11 protein-coding genes are annotated in these 17,453 nt (G+C 65.7%); 5 read left to right on the top strand and 6 right to left on the bottom strand.

Annotated elements, in window-relative coordinates:
- Positions 1–19: 19 nt before the first annotated feature.
- Positions 20–1,249, bottom strand: a complete 1,230-nt coding sequence (locus tag ASD87_RS09485; RefSeq protein WP_056320359.1) for a YbfB/YjiJ family MFS transporter — start codon at positions 1,247–1,249, stop codon at positions 20–22.
- 64 nt (positions 1,250–1,313) lie between these two features.
- Here ASD87_RS09485 and ASD87_RS09480 point away from each other — a divergent pair, with 64 nt between their 5' ends.
- On the top strand, positions 1,314–2,186 hold the full coding sequence (locus ASD87_RS09480) for a LysR family transcriptional regulator (RefSeq protein ID WP_056320355.1): 873 nt from the start codon (positions 1,314–1,316) through the stop codon (positions 2,184–2,186).
- 40 nt (positions 2,187–2,226) lie between these two features.
- Here the strand turns inward: ASD87_RS09480 and ASD87_RS09475 are convergent, their stop codons facing one another.
- From ASD87_RS09475 to ASD87_RS09460, 4 genes are all read right to left on the bottom strand, one after another.
- Entirely contained in the window at positions 2,227–2,865 is a 639-nt protein-coding gene (locus ASD87_RS09475) for an OmpW family protein (RefSeq protein ID WP_056320354.1), read from the bottom strand.
- A gap of 199 nt (positions 2,866–3,064) precedes the next feature.
- Positions 3,065–4,531, bottom strand: coding sequence for a glutamate synthase subunit beta (locus tag ASD87_RS09470; protein WP_056320351.1), 1,467 nt, complete (start codon positions 4,529–4,531; stop codon positions 3,065–3,067).
- Between the two features lie 8 nt (positions 4,532–4,539).
- A complete protein-coding gene (locus ASD87_RS09465) occupies positions 4,540–9,279 on the bottom strand; it encodes a glutamate synthase-related protein (protein WP_056320349.1) in 4,740 nt (1,579 codons plus the stop codon).
- A gap of 430 nt (positions 9,280–9,709) precedes the next feature.
- Positions 9,710–10,474 (bottom strand): hypothetical protein, encoded by a 765-nt coding sequence (locus ASD87_RS09460; RefSeq protein ID WP_056320346.1) that lies wholly within the window; start codon positions 10,472–10,474, stop codon positions 9,710–9,712.
- Between the two features lie 235 nt (positions 10,475–10,709).
- Here ASD87_RS09460 and fghA point away from each other — a divergent pair, with 235 nt between their 5' ends.
- The 3 genes from fghA (at position 10,710) to rpoH (ending at position 13,396) form a co-directional block, all read left to right on the top strand.
- Positions 10,710–11,576: an S-formylglutathione hydrolase gene (gene fghA / locus ASD87_RS09455; protein ID WP_056320343.1), complete on the top strand. Its 867-nt coding sequence runs from the start codon at positions 10,710–10,712 to the stop codon at positions 11,574–11,576.
- Positions 11,577–11,672: 96 nt separating this feature from the next.
- Positions 11,673–12,362: a hypothetical protein gene (locus tag ASD87_RS09450; protein ID WP_056320341.1), complete on the top strand. Its 690-nt coding sequence runs from the start codon at positions 11,673–11,675 to the stop codon at positions 12,360–12,362.
- A gap of 149 nt (positions 12,363–12,511) precedes the next feature.
- Complete coding sequence (gene rpoH / locus ASD87_RS09445; RefSeq protein WP_056320338.1) at positions 12,512–13,396, top strand: RNA polymerase sigma factor RpoH; 885 nt, start codon at positions 12,512–12,514, stop codon at positions 13,394–13,396.
- Positions 13,397–13,712: 316 nt separating this feature from the next.
- On the opposite strand, the gene cpdA is transcribed toward rpoH, so the two are convergent.
- Positions 13,713–14,552, bottom strand: coding sequence for a 3',5'-cyclic-AMP phosphodiesterase (gene cpdA / locus ASD87_RS09440; protein ID WP_056320337.1), 840 nt, complete (start codon positions 14,550–14,552; stop codon positions 13,713–13,715).
- 197 nt (positions 14,553–14,749) lie between these two features.
- On the opposite strand from cpdA, the gene ASD87_RS09435 reads away from it, so the two are divergent.
- On the top strand, positions 14,750–17,446 hold the full coding sequence (locus ASD87_RS09435) for a cation:proton antiporter (RefSeq protein ID WP_056320333.1): 2,697 nt from the start codon (positions 14,750–14,752) through the stop codon (positions 17,444–17,446).
- Positions 17,447–17,453: the final 7 nt, after the last annotated feature.

Raw genomic sequence — 17,453 nt, 5'->3', positions numbered from 1 at the left:
ACTCCTCTTTTCCTGCTTTTTAATTGCTGTGTGATTGGCCCGAGGGGCCGATGGCATTATGCCCAGCGCCCTTGCCCTCTGTCGTGACTTTTCCCAGCCCCCAGGCCGACAGCGCCAGCAGCGCCGCGCTGGCAGCCAACACCTGCGGCAAGCCGGCGCCCCAGCGCGCCGCCCACGAGGCCAGCAGCGGACCCAGGATCTGCCCGGCAGCGAACGCCGCCGTCATGATGGCCGCCGCCCGGGGCGCCGCCGCGCCGGACACGCGGCGCGCAGTCAGCATGCCCGCCTGCGTGATCACCATGAAGGTGCCGCCCACCAGCAGCGCCGCCAGAATCACGGCGGCAATGTGATGCCACAGCGCCACAGCCAGCATGCCGGCCGCCATCAGCGCCTGCGCGCCACGCCACACTTGCCGGTCGTCACGGCCCCGCGCCAGCCGGGGTACCAGCAGGCAGGACAGCGCTGCAGCCATCCCAAAAATCGGCCACGCCCACCCGAAGATCGCCGGATTGGGAAAGATCTCCTTGGCCATGGCGGGCAGGAAGGTGGCGGGGATGATGTAACCCACCCCGAACACGCCGTAGTGCAGCGAGAGCGCGGCAATGCCCTGCGGCAGCCGCGCCGGTGGCGCGCCGGCGCCCGTCTGGCGGACCGGGGGCGATTGCCGGGTGAGGCCAGCCCACGCCGCCGCGGACAGCGCCAGCGCCAGGGCGCCCAGCGCGGACCAGGTCAGGTTGGCGCCCGCGCCCCAGCCCATCAGGGCCAGGCACGCCAGCCCCGTGAGCGCGATGCCCGCGCCCACGCCGGCATACGTCACCGCGGATACCGACGCCTCGCGCGCGTCCCCGGCGGGAACCGGCCGCCACGCCACCACGCAGATGAAGGCGCTGGCGCTGGCATAGCCCGCGGCCAGCCGCAGCGCCGACCAGCCGGCCACGTTGTTCACAAGCGGCATGGCAAGCGTCAGGGCGGCCACGGCGGCCAGGCTGGCCGCCAGCGTGGCGCGCAGACGGCGCACGGGCCAGACGATCGCCGCCAGCGCGCCCAGCAGGTAGCCCGCGTAATTGGCCGACGCCATCCAGCCGCCCTGCGCGAGCGACAGACCAGACTCCTGCGCCATCAACGGCCACACCGGCGTGAAGGCAAAGCGTCCGATGCCCATGGCGGCCGCCAGCGCAAGGGCCGCGGGCCACGCCAGACGGGTGGCGCTGGCCGACGGGTCGAGGGAAGGGTAAGCAGGCGTTGACATGGCCTCACTCTACGACTGTACTAATATCTTGAATAGTGAATTATTAAGAACGTGAGTTCCCAAAATGAGAAACTTGGATCTCGACGCGTTGCAGATCTTCAAGACGGTTGCCGACCAGGGAGGGGTGGCGCGCGCCGCCGCGCACCTGAACCGTGTCCAGTCCAACGTCTCGACGCGCCTGAAGCAGTTGGAGACGTCGCTGGGAACGCCGCTTTTTCGGCGGCAGAACCGCCGCCTGGTGCTGTCGGATCAGGGCCGGGTGCTGCTGTCTTATGCGGACCGGCTGCTGCGCCTGTCCGACGAGGCGCAATCGGCCGTGCGGGAAGGCGCCCTGCAAGGCGTGCTGCGCATCGGCACCATGGAAAGCACGGCGGCCGCCCGCCTGCCGCCCATCCTGGCGGCCTATCACGAGGCCTGGCCCAAGGTGCGCATCGAACTGGTCACCGGCACGTCGGGCGCGCTGGCCGCAAAGGTGCGCAATTACGAGATCGAGGCTGCGTTCGTGGCGCAGCCCTTTCCCGCGGACGGCCTGGCGGCGATGGATGCGTTCAAGGAAGAATTGGCGCTGATCTCACCGCTGGCTTGGGCGCCTATCGGCAGCGCGAAAGATCTGGTCAACCGCAGCGTCATCGCGTTTGCGGCGGGCTGCTCGTACCGGCGGATCCTGGAGTCGTGGTTGAACCAGGAAGGCATTGCGCCGGACAAGGTGATGGAGTTTGCGTCGTATCACGCCATCGTGGCGTGTGTGGCCGCGGGGACCGGCGTGGCGATCGTGCCGCGGTCGGTGCTGGCGGTGCTGGGCGCGGAGCAGTCGGTGCGCGTGGGGGCGCTGTCTGGTTCCCACGGGCAGGCGCTGACCCAGCTTGTCTGGCGTGCCGATGACGACACGCCGGCGTTGCAGGCCCTGCGGAGCCGGCTGCAGGCGCCGCAGGATTGACCGATGCGCGCGAGGCCGCGCGCATCGTCAGGGGCCGCGATCAGAAGCGGTAACCGACGCCCAGCGTGGCCACCCACGGATCGATCCGGGCGGTGCCGACGCGTTCGCCGTCCAGCGTCACCTTGGACTTGATGTCGATGTAGCGGATGTCCGCGTTCATGAACCAGCGGTCGTTGATCTTGATGTCCGCGCCCAATTGCGCGGCCACGCCCCAGGAATCGCCCAGCTTCAGGTTCGAGCCCTTCAGCGCGCCTTCGCCCTTGGTGTCGAAGAAGTGCGTGTAGTTGATGCCCACGCCGATGTACGGCTGGATCATGCTGTCGGGCAGGATGTGCCATTGCAGGCTGAGGGTGGGGGGCAGCTGCTTGGTGGAGCCGATCTTGCCCAGGTTGCTGCCGTTGACGTCATGCTGGAAGGGCCAGGCGCCCAGCAGTTCGATGCCGATGTTGCGGGTGGCCATGTAGGCCAGGGTGAAGCTGGGGCGCACGTTGTTGCTCACATCCAGCTTGACGCTGCCGTCGAGCACCGAGCCATTGTTTTGCGAGGGGCGGACTTGCGTCACGCCCACGCGGAACAGCACATCGCCCGCTTCGTGGGCATGGGCGGGTGCGGCAAATGCGCCGGCAGCGATCAAACCGGCAATGGCGGTGGCGCGGATACGCCCGTTCAGCGAAAACATTTTCTTCTCCGATCTTTCCGTGTGGGGTGAGCCGACAGGTTCTCAGACCGCCCCGTCCCCCAACTTGACGTGTGTCAAATCGTGAAAAGACCGTTTTTAGAAAGTGGTTATGCCGCAACAGGAATGTGTGATTTCGCCGCCCAAAACAAACGCCGCCGGCGCGCAAGGCGTCCGGCGGCGTTGATAGGTCGTGTTGCGATCAACGCGGCAGATCGCTGCTTCCCATGAGGTAGGCGTCGACCGAACGCGCGCATTGGCGGCCTTCGCGGATGGCCCAGACGACGAGCGACTGTCCGCGGCGCATGTCGCCGGCGGTGAAGACCTTTTCGACGCTGGTGCGGTAGTCGTCGGTGTTGGCGCGCACATTGCCGCGGCCGTCGCGATCCACGCCGAACGCGTCCAGCACGTTCTGCACCGGCGACACGAAGCCCATGGCCAGCAGCACCAGGTCGGCCTTGATCTCGAATTCCGAGCCTTCGACCTCGCGCATCTTCATCTGGCCGGTGGCGTCGTCCTTGAACCATTCGACGCGCGCGCCGACCAGTTTTTCGACCTTGCCGTTGGCGCCCTTGAGCAGCTTGGTGGTCACCGACCAGTCGCGCTCGCAGCCTTCCTCGTGCGAGGACGACGTGCGCATCTTCAGCGGCCAGTACGGCCACGTCATGGCCTTGTTCTCGGACTCTGGCGGCTGGGGCATCAGTTCGAACTGCGTGACCGACGCCGCGCCGTGGCGATTGCTGGTGCCGACGCAGTCGGAACCGGTGTCGCCGCCGCCGATCACCACCACATGCTTGCCCTTGGCCAGCGTCTGGTTGGTGAGGCGGTCGCCCGCCACGGCCTTGTTCTGCTGGCGCAGGAAATCCATGGCGAAGTACACGCCTTCCAGCTCACGGCCAGGCACCGGCAGGTCACGCGGCGTCTCGGAGCCGCCGCTCATCACCACGGCGTCGAATTCGGCCATCAGCGATTGCGGCGTGCGCACGGTCAGGCCATCGGCCACCGGATCCTTCGGGTTGCCGACGTAGGTCGACGGCGCGAATTCCACGCCCTCGGCTTCCATCTGCGAGATGCGGCGGTCGATCTGGTGCTTTTCCAGCTTGAAGTCGGGGATGCCGTAGCGCAGCAGGCCGCCAATGCGGTCGCTCTTTTCGAACAGCGTCACCGAGTGGCCCGCGCGCGCCAGTTGCTGCGCGCACGCCATGCCGGCAGGGCCCGAGCCCACGACGGCGACCTTCTTGCCCGTCTTGCGCGCCGGCACTTGCGGGGCCACCCAGCCTTCGGCCCAGCCCTTGTCGATGATCGCGTGCTCGATGGACTTGATGCCCACCGCGTCGCTGTTGATGTTCAAGGTACAGGCGGCTTCGCAGGGCGCCGGGCAGATGCGGCCCGTGAACTCCGGGAAGTTGTTGGTGGAGTGCAGGACGTCCAGCGCGCGGCGCCAGTCCTGCTTGTACACCAGGTCATTCCAGTCCGGGATGATGTTGTTGACCGGGCAGCCGTTGTTGCAGAACGGGATGCCGCAGTCCATGCAGCGCGCCGCCTGCTGCTTGGCCTGGTCGTCGGTCAGGTGCAGCACGAATTCGCGCCAGTTCTTCAGCCGCTTCTGCGGAGCCTCGGAGGCCTCCTGCAGGCGCTGGTATTCCATAAAGCCAGTGATCTTTCCCATGGTATCCCTCACGCAGCCATTTGTTGCGGGTTGGCTGCACGCCACATTTCACCCAATGCGCGGCGGTAGTCCGTCGGCATGATCTTCACGAATTTGCCGCGCGAGGCTTCCCAGTCGCCCAGGATCTCGCGAGCACGGTAGCTGCCGGTGTAGCGGAAGTGGTCTTCCACCAGGCGGCGCAGGATGGTCTCGTCCGTCTCGCGTTCGCCGCCGCGCTGCGCGCTGTGCCAGATGTCGATGTTGTTCAGCGACTGCTGCTCGGCGTGCGGCACGACCGATTCCAGTTCCACCATCGACAAGTTCACGCGGTGCTTGAGGGTGCGGTCCGGATCCCAGACGTACGCCACGCCACCGGACATGCCCGCCGCGAAGTTGCGGCCGGTGGAACCCAGCACCACGACGGTGCCGCCAGTCATGTATTCGCAGCCGTGGTCGCCGGTGCCTTCCACCACGGTGGCAGCGCCGGAGTTGCGCACGGCAAAGCGTTCGCCCGCCACGCCATTGAAGAACGCTTCACCGGCCAGCGCGCCGTACAGCACGGTATTGCCAGCGATGATGTGGTCGGGACCGAAGCCGCGGAAGTCGTTGGGCGAGCGCACGATGATGCGGCCGCCGGACAAACCCTTGCCCACGTAGTCGTTGCCTTCGCCCACCAGGTCCATCGTGATGCCGTGCGCCAGGAACGCGCCGAAGCTCTGGCCGGCGGTGCCGTTGCACTGGATGTGGATGGTGTCGTCGGGCAGGCCCTCATGGCCGTAGCGCGAGGCCACGGCGCCCGACAGCATGGCGCCGATCGTGCGGTTGCGGTTGCGCACCGGCACGATGAACGAGACCTTCTCGCCCCGCTCCAGCGCCGGCTTGCTGCGCTCGATCAGCAGGTGATCCAGCGCGCCCGCCAGGCCGTGATCCTGCTCTTCGGTCTGGTGCACTTCGGCGTCGGACTGGGTCTGGTGGAACACGCGGGAGAAGTCCAGCCCTTGCGCCTTCCAGTGCTCCACGCCCGAACGCATGTCCAGCAGATCGGCGCGGCCGATCAGGTCGTCGAACTTGCGGATGCCCAGCTGGGCCATGATTTCGCGCACTTCCTCGGCGATGAAGAAGAAGAAGTTCACGACGTGCTCGGGCTTGCCCTGGAATTTCTTGCGCAGCGCCGGATCCTGCGTGGCAACGCCCACCGGGCAGGTGTTCAGGTGGCACTTGCGCATCATGATGCAGCCTTCGACGACCAGCGGCGCGGTCGCGAAGCCGAATTCGTCGGCGCCCAGCAGCGCGCCGATGACGACGTCGCGGCCGGTCTTCATCTGGCCGTCGGCCTGCACGCGGATACGGCTGCGCAGGCGGTTCAGCACCAGCGTCTGCTGCGTTTCGGCCAGGCCCAGTTCCCAGGGCGTGCCCACGTGCTTGATGGACGACACCGGCGAGGCGCCCGTGCCGCCGTCATGGCCGGCGATCACGACGTGGTCGGCCTTGGCCTTGGCCACGCCCGCAGCCACCGTGCCCACGCCGACTTCGGACACCAGCTTGACCGAGATCGAGGACTTGGAATTGACGTTCTTCAGGTCGTGGATCAGCTGCGCCAGATCTTCGATCGAGTAGATGTCATGGTGCGGCGGGGGCGAGATCAGGCCCACGCCCGGCACGGAATAACGCAGCTTGGCGATGTATTCCGACACCTTGTGGCCAGGCAGCTGGCCGCCTTCGCCGGGCTTGGCGCCCTGCGCCATCTTGATCTGGATCTGATCGGCGGACGACAGGTACTCGGCGGTCACGCCGAAACGGCCCGAGGCCACCTGCTTGATCTTCGAACGCAGCGAGTCGCCCTTCTTCAGTGCGACGTCGGCTTCGATGCGGTCCGTGCCCAGCACCGAGGCCAGCGTGTCGCCGTCCTTGATGGTGCTCTTGCCTTCACGCATTTCGGCGCGGTAGCGCAGTTCGTCCTCGCCGCCTTCGCCGGTGTTGGACTTGCCGCCGATGCGGTTCATGGCCACGGCCAGCACCGAGTGCGCTTCGGTCGAAATCGACCCCAGCGACATGGCGCCGGTGGCAAAGCGCTTGACGATTTCCTTGGCCGGCTCGACGTCGTCCAGCGGAATGGCGCGCGACGGGTCAAAGCGGAATTCGAACAGGCCGCGCAGCGTCATGTGACGGCGGCTCTGGTCGTTGATGATCTGCGCGTACTCCTTGTACGTGCGGTAGTTGTTGGCGCGCGAGGCGTGCTGCAACTTGGCGATCGAATCCGGCGTCCACATGTGCTCTTCGCCGCGGACGCGATAGGCGTATTCGCCGCCGGCGTCCAGGTCGTTGGCAAGCACGGGGTCGGCGCTGAAGGCGGCGCGGTGCTGGCGCAGCGCTTCCTCGGCAACCTGGAAGATGCCGATGCCTTCGATGTTGGAGGCGGTGCCCGTGAAGTACTTGTTCACCAGGGCGCTTTGCAGGCCGACGGCTTCGAAGATCTGCGCGCCGGTGTAGGACATGTACGTGGAAATGCCCATCTTGGACATGACCTTGTTCAGGCCCTTGCCCAGCGCCTTGATGTAGTTCTTCACGGCCTTTTCGGGGTCATTCATCTTGCCCAGCGATTCGAGCGCCAGGTAGGGGTGAATGGCTTCGGCGCCGTAGCCGCCCAGCAGCGCGAAGTGGTGCACTTCGCGGGCCGAGCCGGTCTCGACGACCAGACCCGTGTTGGTGCGCAGGCCGGCGCGGATCAGGTGCTGGTGCACGGCCGAAGTGGCCAGCAGCGCGGGGATGGCCACGCGCTCGCTGTCGACCAGGCGGTCCGACACGATCAGGATGTTGTAGCCGCTGCGCACCGCATCGACGGCGCGCGCGCACAGGGCTGCCACGCGGGCTTCGATGCCTTCGGGGCCCCAGGCGGCGGGGTAGGTGATGTCCAGTTCGAAGCTGCGGAATTTCTTGCCCGTGACCTGGTCGATGTCGCGAATCTGCGCCATCGCGGCAAAGTCCAGCACCGGTTGCGACACTTCCAGGCGCAGCGGCGGATTGACGTTGTTGATGTCCAGCAGGTTCGGCTTCGGACCGATGAAGGACACCAGCGACATCACCAGCTGTTCGCGGATGGGGTCGATCGGCGGGTTCGTGACTTGCGCAAACAACTGGCGGAAGTAGTTGTAGAACGGCTTGGCGCGGTCCGACAGCACGGCCAGCGGGGCATCGTTGCCCATCGAGCCGATGACTTCCTCGCCGGTCGAGGCCATGGGTTCCAGGATGAACTTGTAGTCTTCCTGGGTCCAGCCAAAGGCCTGCTGGCGGTCCAGCAGCGACACGGCCGATTGCGTGGCCACGGCCACCTGGCGCGGCGCGGGCAGCGATTCCAGCTTGATCTGCAGGCGTTCGATCCACTGGCGGTACGGACGGCTGTTGGCCAGCTGCAGCTTGATTTCCGCGTCGTCGATGATGCGGCCCTGTTCCAGGTCGATCAGGAACATCTTGCCCGGCTGCAGGCGCCACTTCTTGACGATGCGGTTTTCGGGGATCGACAGCGTGCCGGCTTCCGAGGCCAGGATGACCATGTCGTCATCGGTGACCAGATAGCGGGCGGGACGCAGGCCGTTGCGATCCAGCGTGGCGCCGATCTGGCGGCCATCGGTGAACGCGACCGCGGCGGGGCCGTCCCACGGCTCCATCATGGCGGCGTGGTATTCGTAGAAAGCGCGGCGGCTTTCGTCCATCTGCGTGTGCTGTTCCCAGGCTTCCGGGATCATCATCATCATGGCGTGGGCCAGCGAATAACCCGAATTGACCAGCAGTTCCAGGCAGTTGTCGAACGTCGCGGTGTCCGACTGGCCTTCGTAGACGATGGGGTAAAGCTTCTTCAGGTCGTCGCCCAGCACGGCCGACTGCATCATGCCTTCGCGGGCGCGCAGCCAGTTGAAGTTGCCCTTGACCGTGTTGATTTCGCCGTTGTGGGCAATCATGCGGTACGGGTGGGCCAGGGGCCAGGCAGGGAACGTGTTGGTCGAGAAACGCTGGTGAACCAGCGCCAGCGCGGACACCGTGCGGGTGTCGGCCAGATCGCGGTAGTAGCGGCCAACCTGATCGGCCAGCAGCAGGCCCTTGTAGACCACGGTGCGCACCGAGGCCGAGGGCACGAAGTATTCCTTGCCGTGCGCCAGGTGCATGTTCTGGATGGCGTGGCTGGCGGTCTTGCGGATCACGTACAGCTTGCGTTCCAGCGCGTCGGGCACCATCACGTCGGCGCCGCGGCCGATGAAGAGCTGGCGGATCACGGGTTCGCAGTCACGCACGGTGGGCGACATGGGCATGTCGACGTCCACCGGCACGTCGCGCCAACCCAGCACGACCTGGCCCTCGGCGCGGACCGAGCGCTCCAGTTCCTGTTCGCAGGCCAGGCGCGAAGCCGTTTCCTTGGGCAGGAACACCATCGCCACACCGTACTCGCCGGGCGGGGGCAGAATGATGCCTTGCTGGCTGAGCTCGTCGCGGTACAGCGTATCGGGGATCTGAATAAGGATGCCCGCGCCGTCGCCCATGAGCTTGTCGGCCCCGACCGCGCCGCGGTGATCCAGGTTTTCCAGGATCTTCAGACCCTGCTGGATGATCGCGTGGCTTTTCTTGCCCTTGATATGGGCCACGAAGCCGACGCCGCAGGCGTCATGTTCGTTCTTCGGGTTGTACAGGCCCTGGGCCGAAGGCAGACCGATGCGGCTGGCATCGATGGGGATCGCCTTGGAGGTGGGACAGGATTCGGTCGGGGTAATTTGGGGCATGGCGCGCTCCGCAGTGGGCCTGCGTCGTAATGTTGCAGTGCAGGAGACGGACAATACCCCCGACAGGAATAGGGTGCAATAAGAACAAACGGGGTGTGACCCTATTTAAATAGGCGCTCCATCATAGTGCATTAATATAGGGACACAACAACGGCCGCGCCATTATTGGGCTTGCCGGAGGGGTCTCTGCAGGAGGAACGACAGAGACCAGCGAAGCGGGCCAATTTGCAGTTATGTGTCCCCGTTTAAAAGGAAGATTTTCCTGGTCCGGATCGACGTGAGGTGTGGCGAAACTGCACCGATCCCGCCCGCCACGCGCAGTCATGCGGACGCGATGCTGCGGTAGGCGCTCATGCCGCGGGGGAAGCCGCCAGGTTCCAGCGCAGGACGCCCAGGCAAACAAAACCCGCCATGTAGGCGGGTCGAAGGATCAGGAATTGGTGGCCGGCGGTGTGGATGTCGACGGCGCTGGCGGGCTGGATTCGTTGTCCGCGGCTGCGGCCGCAGGCTTCTTGCGGGGCCGGCCGCGCTGGCCGGGCGCCACGCGCCGGCTCGCGGTGTGGGCCAGGCTGGCGATGAAGCTCGCGCCGCCCAACGCCCATTGACCGGAAACGGCTTGGTCGATGCGCTGGGTTTCCTCGCGCGACAGGCCATCCTGAAGCCGCTTGCGATAGTTGGCCTGACGGTCGAACGGCGTGTTGCCGCAGGCCCAGTAATCGGCGTGATCGGATTGCCATTGCGCGGGGGCGGCGCTGGTGTTGCCGGTATGGCTGGACGCGGACGACCACGGCCACGAATCGGGATCCTGCGAGGCCCCGCTGCGAACCGGATACGTCTCCAGCCAGACCAGCGAAGGCAGCACCCACGCGCCGGGTTCCAGCAAGGCAGATCGGTAACGGCCCGCGAACACCCGGCCGCCGCGCAGCCGCGCCGCCAGATTGCGGCCGAGCGTCTGCATCAAGCGGGGCAGGCCTTCTTCGTCGGCGGGCGTGGCCAGGAGCAGGATGCGGTCATTGGCCAGCAGCCAGCCGTGCACCGACACCCGGTGTCGCTGGGCCGACTCGCCCAGCCAGGTGGCGAGCTGATTCAGGATGTCGGCGGGCGCAGGTTGCGATGGCGCCGCCAACGGCTGAATAAAGTTGGCCTGCACCAGTTGGGGCAGCCCAGGGGCGTACAGACGGGGCAGTCGGGCCATAGTGTCAGGGCTTGCGTATCAGGAAGAACGGGTTGTCTTCACTCACGGTATATAAATAGTGCCACGGTGGGCGCTGGTCAAGTCCCGTGACCACAATCTGAGCGCGGAATCGTATTTTTTTGTGGCGGGCGCTCATTGAGGGGCAGGTTAACATTCGGCGACGGAACGTCGCACCGTGGATTCCCCTAACGCCGACGATTTTTCCGATCTCCAACCTCTTTTCCCGGAGCAAGCCATGGCCGCGTCCCTCGAACTCATCTCGCAGCATCGGTGCTTCGGCGGCACGCAGCGCTATTACCGCCACGCCTCCACGGAAATCGGGCTGCCCATGCGGTTTTCCGTCTACGTGCCGCCGCAGGCCGAGCACGGTCCGGTGCCGGTGCTGTTTTACCTGGCGGGCCTGACCTGCACCGAAGAGACCTTCATGATCAAGGCGGGCGCGCAGCGGCTGGCCTCCGAATTGGGCGTCATGCTGGTTGCACCCGACACCAGCCCGCGCGGCGCAGGCGTGCCCGGCGAAGACGAAAGCTGGGACCTGGGCACCGGCGCCGGCTTTTATGTGGATGCCACCACGCCCGCATGGCGCGACCACTACCGCATGTACAGCTATGTCACCCAGGAGCTGCACGGCATCGTCACCGGCGGCGAATTGCCGGGTGACGCGTCGCGCGCCGGCATCTTCGGCCATTCCATGGGCGGTCACGGCGCGCTGGTGCTGGCGCTGCGCAACCCCGGCAAGTTCCGTTCGGTCTCGGCATTCGCGCCGATCGCCGCGCCCAGTCAGTGCCCGTGGGGCAAGAAGGCGTTCGGCGCCTATCTGGGCGCCAACGAGGCGGACTGGGCGGCCTATGACGCCTCCGTGCTGATGCGCGGCCTGCAGCAGCCTTTCCCCGGCGGCATCCTCATCGACCAAGGCGACGCGGACCAATTCCTGGCTGAGCAGTTGTATCCCGACGTGTTCGAGGCGGCATGCGCGGCCGCAGGGCAGCCGCTGACCCTGCGCCGCCAGCCCGGCTACGACCACGGCTACTACTTCATCTCGACGTTCATCGAGGATCACATCCGGTTTCACGTCGAGCGGCTTGGAAAACCGGGCGCCTGACGCCCGCTTCTATACTGGCGGACCTGCCGCGGCGGGTGGCGGCTTCCTGCGCCCGCCGCGCTGCAGCCTGCGGCGGCTTGAATAGGAACGTCTGATTTGATCAACGGAATCGCTCCCTTCGCCTGGATCCTGCTGGGCGCCGTCATCGTCCTCTTGCCGGGCTTGGTCATGTTGCTGGGCCGCGGCGGGCCGCGAGACGAACGCGGTCGCCGCATGTTCCAGTTCCGGCCGGTGCGCCGCACGTGCGGCCTGCTGCTGGTGTGCCTGGGATGCGTGACCGGTCTGCTGGCCCTGTCGCTGGTGCAGTTCGTGCGCCTGACCACCGACGAGCCGGTGGCCAGCATCGAGGTCCGCCAACAGGCCGAGGGCCAGTTCCAGGTCAATGCCAGCGCGCCCGCCATCGGTTCAAAGCAATATGTTCTATATGGCGACCAGTGGCAGATCGACGCCCGGGTCGTCCGCTGGAGACTGCCCGCGCTGATGGCCGGCGTGCCGCCGCTGTACCGGCTTGAGCGCCTGTCCGGACGCTACAGCGATGCCGCCCGCGAGGCCACCGCCACGCGTTCCGTGCATTCGCTGGACGATTGGCCGGCACCCGACCTCGGGTCCCTGAAGAAAAGTTTTCCGAACTGGTTCCCCTTTGTCGATGTCCAATTTGGCAGCGGCGCGTACATGCCGCTGTTTGACGGGGCCCGCTACCAGGTCTTCATGGATCCGCGCGGCGCGCTCTTCATCCGTCCGGACGGTCAGGCCACCGCCGAAGGGCTGAAGCGCCTGGGCTGGTAAAGCCATTACACTGGGCGGCCCGAATAAATGGGGACGCGCCATCAGAATGAAACTTTGACGCGTCGCAACAGTCGAATTAGCACTCCTATTACTTGAGTGCTAACATCGAATTCATGTCGTTATCTCTTCGCCATCCGGAGACCCCCGCTATGAAACAACCCAGTACCTCGTTGACCGCTTCCGGCAACGCTCTGGCGTTGGCCATTGCCAATCCGGGCGCTCTCGGCACGATCGACGCCTATATCTCCGCGGTCAACCGCCTGCCGGTGCTGTCCGCGGATCGCGAAACGGAACTCGGCCGCCGCCTGCGTGACCAGGAAGATCTGGGCGCCGCTCGCGAGCTGATTCTGTCGCACCTGCGCCTTGTGGTGTCCGTGGCCCGTCAATACCTGGGTTATGGCCTGCCCCACGCCGACCTCATCCAGGAAGGCAACGTCGGCCTGATGAAGGCCGTCAAGCGTTTTGACCCCGAGCGCGGCGTGCGCCTGGTGTCCTTCGCCGTTCACTGGATCAAGGCCGAAATCCACGAATACATCATCCGCAACTGGCGGTTGGTCAAGGTGGCCACGACCAAGGCGCAGCGCAAGCTGTTCTTCAACCTGCGCAGCATGCGTCCCGACGGCCAGACCCTGGATCCGGAACAGGTCGACCACATTGCTCGCGAGCTGAACGTTCGCCACGAAGACGTGAGCGAAATGGAAGTCCGGATGTCCGGCCGCGACATGTCGCTGGAAAACCAGGACGACGACGACGACAGCTACGCGCCGATCGCCTACCTGTCCGACGAAGGCCGCCAGGAGCCCACGCGCGTGCTGGAGCGCGCCGCGCGCGATCAGCTGCAAAGCGCCGGGCTGACCGGCGCGCTCGATGCGCTGGATCCGCGCTCGCGCCGCATCGTCGAAGCCCGCTGGCTGCAGGACGACGGCGGCGCCACGCTGCACGAGCTTGCGCAAGAGTTCGGCGTGTCGGCCGAACGCATCCGCCAGATCGAAGCGGCGGCGCTGAAGAAGATGCGCGGCAACCTCGCCGCGTGAGGTTGCCAGACCCCGTCGCCGCGCCCGTCGCTGCACCCAAGTTAAAGGCCGCAAGTTGCGGCCTTTTTCTTTGGCCGCGCGCGGTGGGTGGCCAATAAATTGATACAAATTCGGGGTTAAATTTTCTGGGTTCGCAGAAACTTAATGGGGAAGGCGCCGCCTAACTTCATGTAGACCGCGAACTTCGGTTAGCAGTCTTGTCATCCGTCTCGGCTTCTCCTCTTTCCCCTCCCCTATGAGACGGATGCTTGCGGGGCACCTAGCATATCGGTGCCCCGTTTTTTATGCGCGCTCGGAACGCAAGCGCTGCAAGAAATCATGCGGCCCGTGCGCTGTCCGGCGCCGCCAGCGCCGTGTGCCATAGCGCGTCCTGGACGCGGCGCACGCCAGTCGCCATCGACCCGTCCTGGTAAAGCTTGATCCACCGGTAGCCCGGCGCCATGTTGTCGACGATGTGCTTGCCGTCTCGGATGCTGAATTGAAAGCACGTCGAAGGCGTGGCCAGCATGCGCAGGTTGTGCCGGCGGCGGTCGAACTCGTGGTGCACATGGCCCCAGAGCAGCACGCGCACCTGGGCAAATCGCGCCAGCAGCTTGAAGAGCGCCTGAGGGTTGTCGATCATCATCGAGTCATGCCAGTGGCTGTCGATCTGCATCGGGTTATGGTGCATCGCCACCAGCGTGTGGCGATCGGGCGCCTGCGCCAGCGCCGCTTCCAGCATGTCCAGTTCGCTGTTGCATAGATGGCCCGCGTTCGAGCCGGGCACCGTGGTGTCCAGCGCAACGATGCGCCATGCGCCCACGTCGGTCACGGGCATGGACCAGTCGGAGAGTTCCTGGCGCAGGACGGACGGTTGATCGTGATTGCCGGGCAGGCAGCGGATGGTCGCGCGTTCCAGCGCGGCCGATTCGGACAGGATGCGCGCGAAACGCCGGTAGCCCGCGGCCTCGCCGTCCTGCGACAGGTCGCCCGTGGCGAGCAGCAGGTCCGGGTGCTTGCCGTCGGCCTCTATCTGGCGCAGCACGGCGCGCAGGCTTGCGTCGGTATTGACGCCCAGCATCGACGTTTCGGGCTCGCCGAAAAGATGGCTATCGGTCAACTGGACGAGCATCGCGGGCGCGTCGTGGCGCCGGGTCAAGGTGTGGATGCGTGCCACGTGCCGCTCCTGCAAAAGTTCGCGTGATGCCACATTACCCAAAAAACATGGCGCGGCACGTTTCGCAAGCGTCCATTGGGGTAACGAAACGTGCATTCTCCCCGATTCCCGTCACGCCCCGGCCGCGAGCGCCGGAAAAAAGCCGCTATTCTTGTGAAACTTTCCACAAGCACTAAGATCGGGACGCGGCGCTACCCATGGATGTTGGTTTTCTCGTATTTGGTCTTGCGGGCCTGCTCACGCTGGTCTGCTTCATGCCGCCCCTGGCCGGCCGCGTCAAGCTGCCCTATTCGGTGCTGCTCGCCATCGTCGGCTGTCTGCTCGGGATCGTCATTCACGTGCACGGGTGGGCGCCCGCCTGGATCGGCGACTTTCTCGATTCGCTGGAGCGCTTCGAGATCTCGTCAGAGACCTTCCTGATGGTGTTTCTGCCGGTGCTGTTGTTTGAGACGGCGCTGTCGATGAACGTGCGGCGGCTGATGGACGACATCGGGCCGATCCTGATGATGGCCATTGTGGCCGTGGTTGTCTGCACGGTCGTGGTGGGTGTGACGCTGGACGCCATCTCACCCTATGGGCTAGTCGTTTGCCTGCTGCTGGGCGCCATCGTGGCGACGACGGATCCGGTGGCAGTGGTCGGGATCTTCCGCGAGGTGGGCGCGCCCAAGCGCCTGACGACGCTGGTCGAGGGCGAAAGCCTCTTCAACGATGCGGCGTCGATCGCGTTGTACTCGGTGCTGCTGGCCGTACTTAGCGGCAAGGGCGAATTGTCCGTCAGCGGCATCTTCAACGACTTCATCGTGCACTTCATCGGCGGCGGCGTGGCCGGGTTTGCGATGGGGCGCCTGGCCTGCTTTCTGTTCGCCTGGCTGCGCGGCTTTCCCACGGCCGAGATCACCCTGACGCTGACGCTGGCCTATCTGTCCTTCTTCATCTCCGAGCATTACCTGAACGTGTCGGGCGTGGTCGCCACCGTGATCGCGGGCCTGGTCGTCGGGTCCACCGGCCGCACGCGCATGTCGCCGACCACCTTCGAACACCTGGCCAGCGCCTGGGAGCAGTTTGGTTTCTGGGCCAATTCCCTCATCTTCCTGTTCGCGGCCATGCTGATCCCGAAGCTGATGGCGGCGGCCGATTGGCAGGAACTGGTGCTGGTGGGTGTGGTGTTCGTGGTGACGCTGGTCGCGCGGGCAATCGTGGTGTTCGGGCTGCTGCCACTGCTTGGCCTGACCCGGCTGGGCACCAAGGTCAGCAATCCCTACAAGGTGGTGATGCTGTGGGGCGGATTGCGCGGCGCCGTGTCGCTGGCGCTGGCGCTGGCCGTGACCGAGCAGATGGGCGTGCCCGAAGAGGCGCGTCAATTCATCGCCGTGGCCACCACGGGCTTTGTGCTGATGACCCTGTTCGTCAACGGCATCAGCCTGCGGCCGCTGATTCGCATGTTGGGGCTGAATCAGCTGTCGCCGGTCGAGCGCACCATCCGCAATCAGGTGCTGGCCGTGGCGCTGGAAGATCTGCAGGGCAAGACCGAGGAAGTGGCCAAGGCCGAGCACATCGGCAACGAAGTCCGCGACCGTATCCGCGCGGTGTTCGACGCCAGCCTGGCCAGCGTGCACGACGGCCGGGTCAGCCAGATGACCGACGAGCAGCGCGTGTCCGTGGGACTGGCCATGGTTGCCCAGCGCGAAGAGGAAATGTTCTTCGACATCCTGAAGGCGCAGATCGTGGACTGGCGCATGGCCGAAACCCTGCTGGCGCGGGCCGAACGGCTGGAAGACGCGATCCGGCTGGGCGGCGTTGAAGGCTTCGAGCGCGCCATTGCCGCCGATGTCCGCTATTCGACGGGTTTCCGGCTGGCATTGCGGCTGCATTACCTGTTCGGCTTTCAGGGCTGGCTGGCGCGCGAGCTTGGCCAGCGCTTTGCCAACCTGATGAGCAAGCGCTCGGTCGCGCAGCGCCTGATCGCCTTTGCGCGCGAGCAGATTACGCCGCTGCTTGGCGAAGAGGCCACGCAGCGCATCGTGTCGCTGCACCAGCGTCGTCTGGATCTGATCGAAAACGCCTTGCAGGCGCTGAACCTGCAATATCCGTCGTACGCCCAATGGCTGCAGGAAAGTTATCTGGGCCGCGTGGCCCGCGAGCTCGAACGCATCCGCTATCGCGACATGCTTGAGCAATTTCTGATCAGCGGCGAAGTCTATGCGGACTTGACCGAGCAATTGAAAAGCCGCTGGGCGCACATCGACAAGCACCCGCCGCTGGACATCGAAATGAGCGCGGCCGAACTCATCAAGCGCGTGCCGCTGTTCGAGGGCCTGTCGCCCGATTCGCTGCGCGCCATCAGCAAGCTGCTCAAGCCCCGCCTGGCATTGCCCGATCAGCGGGTCCTGACGAAGGGGCGGCACGGCGAGGAAATGTGCTTCGTGGCGTCGGGCGCCGTGGCGGTCCATCTGCCCGACAACACCATGATCGAACTGGGCAGCGGCGAATTCTTCGGTGAACTGGGTCTTTTGGGCGAAGTGCAGCTTACGCCGGACGTGACCTCGCTGGGCTACAGCAAGCTGCTGATGCTGTCGTCGCGCGACTTCCACGCCCTGCTCGACCGCGACGAGAACCTGCGTGAACGCATTCAGGTCGTGGCCAAGCAGCGCTTGCGCGCGATTGAAGTGTGGAAGCAGTTTTCGCAGCAGTCTGCGGCCGCGGCCGCCGCGCCGGCGCCCGTGCCGCCTCCCAGCTCGGCACAGGCGGCCGAGGCCGCGGAAGCGGCTGGCGCGGGCAGTCCGGACGAGGCCGAAGATCTGCAAGCGGCCCGCGAACTGCGCGGTGAATCATCGGGTGCCGATGGCGCCGCGGCGGGGGGCGTGCTGGGAACGCCAGAACCTGCGCCCCGCTAGGCGCACC

It is taken from the genome of Achromobacter sp. Root170 (assembly GCF_001428165.1).
GTDB classification, from domain to species: Bacteria; Pseudomonadota; Gammaproteobacteria; order Burkholderiales; family Burkholderiaceae_B; genus Achromobacter; species Achromobacter mucicolens.
This window is presented reverse-complemented; position numbering and strand designations above follow the sequence as displayed.

Excerpts from the sequence above, each read along its gene's own strand:
- rpoH (WP_056320338.1), top strand. The coding sequence starts at position 12,512 with ATGAAACAACCCAGTACCTCGTTGACCGCTTCCGGCAACGCTCTGGCG.
- ASD87_RS09460 (WP_056320346.1), bottom strand. The coding sequence starts at position 10,474 with ATGGCCCGACTGCCCCGTCTGTACGCCCCTGGGCTGCCCCAACTGGTG.
- ASD87_RS09485 (WP_056320359.1), bottom strand. The coding sequence starts at position 1,249 with ATGTCAACGCCTGCTTACCCTTCCCTCGACCCGTCGGCCAGCGCCACC.
- ASD87_RS09475 (WP_056320354.1), bottom strand. The coding sequence starts at position 2,865 with ATGTTTTCGCTGAACGGGCGTATCCGCGCCACCGCCATTGCCGGTTTG.
- ASD87_RS09465 (WP_056320349.1), bottom strand. The coding sequence starts at position 9,279 with ATGCCCCAAATTACCCCGACCGAATCCTGTCCCACCTCCAAGGCGATC.
- fghA (WP_056320343.1), top strand. The coding sequence starts at position 10,710 with ATGGCCGCGTCCCTCGAACTCATCTCGCAGCATCGGTGCTTCGGCGGC.
- ASD87_RS09480 (WP_056320355.1), top strand. The coding sequence starts at position 1,314 with ATGAGAAACTTGGATCTCGACGCGTTGCAGATCTTCAAGACGGTTGCC.
- ASD87_RS09470 (WP_056320351.1), bottom strand. The coding sequence starts at position 4,531 with ATGGGAAAGATCACTGGCTTTATGGAATACCAGCGCCTGCAGGAGGCC.
- ASD87_RS09435 (WP_056320333.1), top strand. The coding sequence starts at position 14,750 with ATGGATGTTGGTTTTCTCGTATTTGGTCTTGCGGGCCTGCTCACGCTG.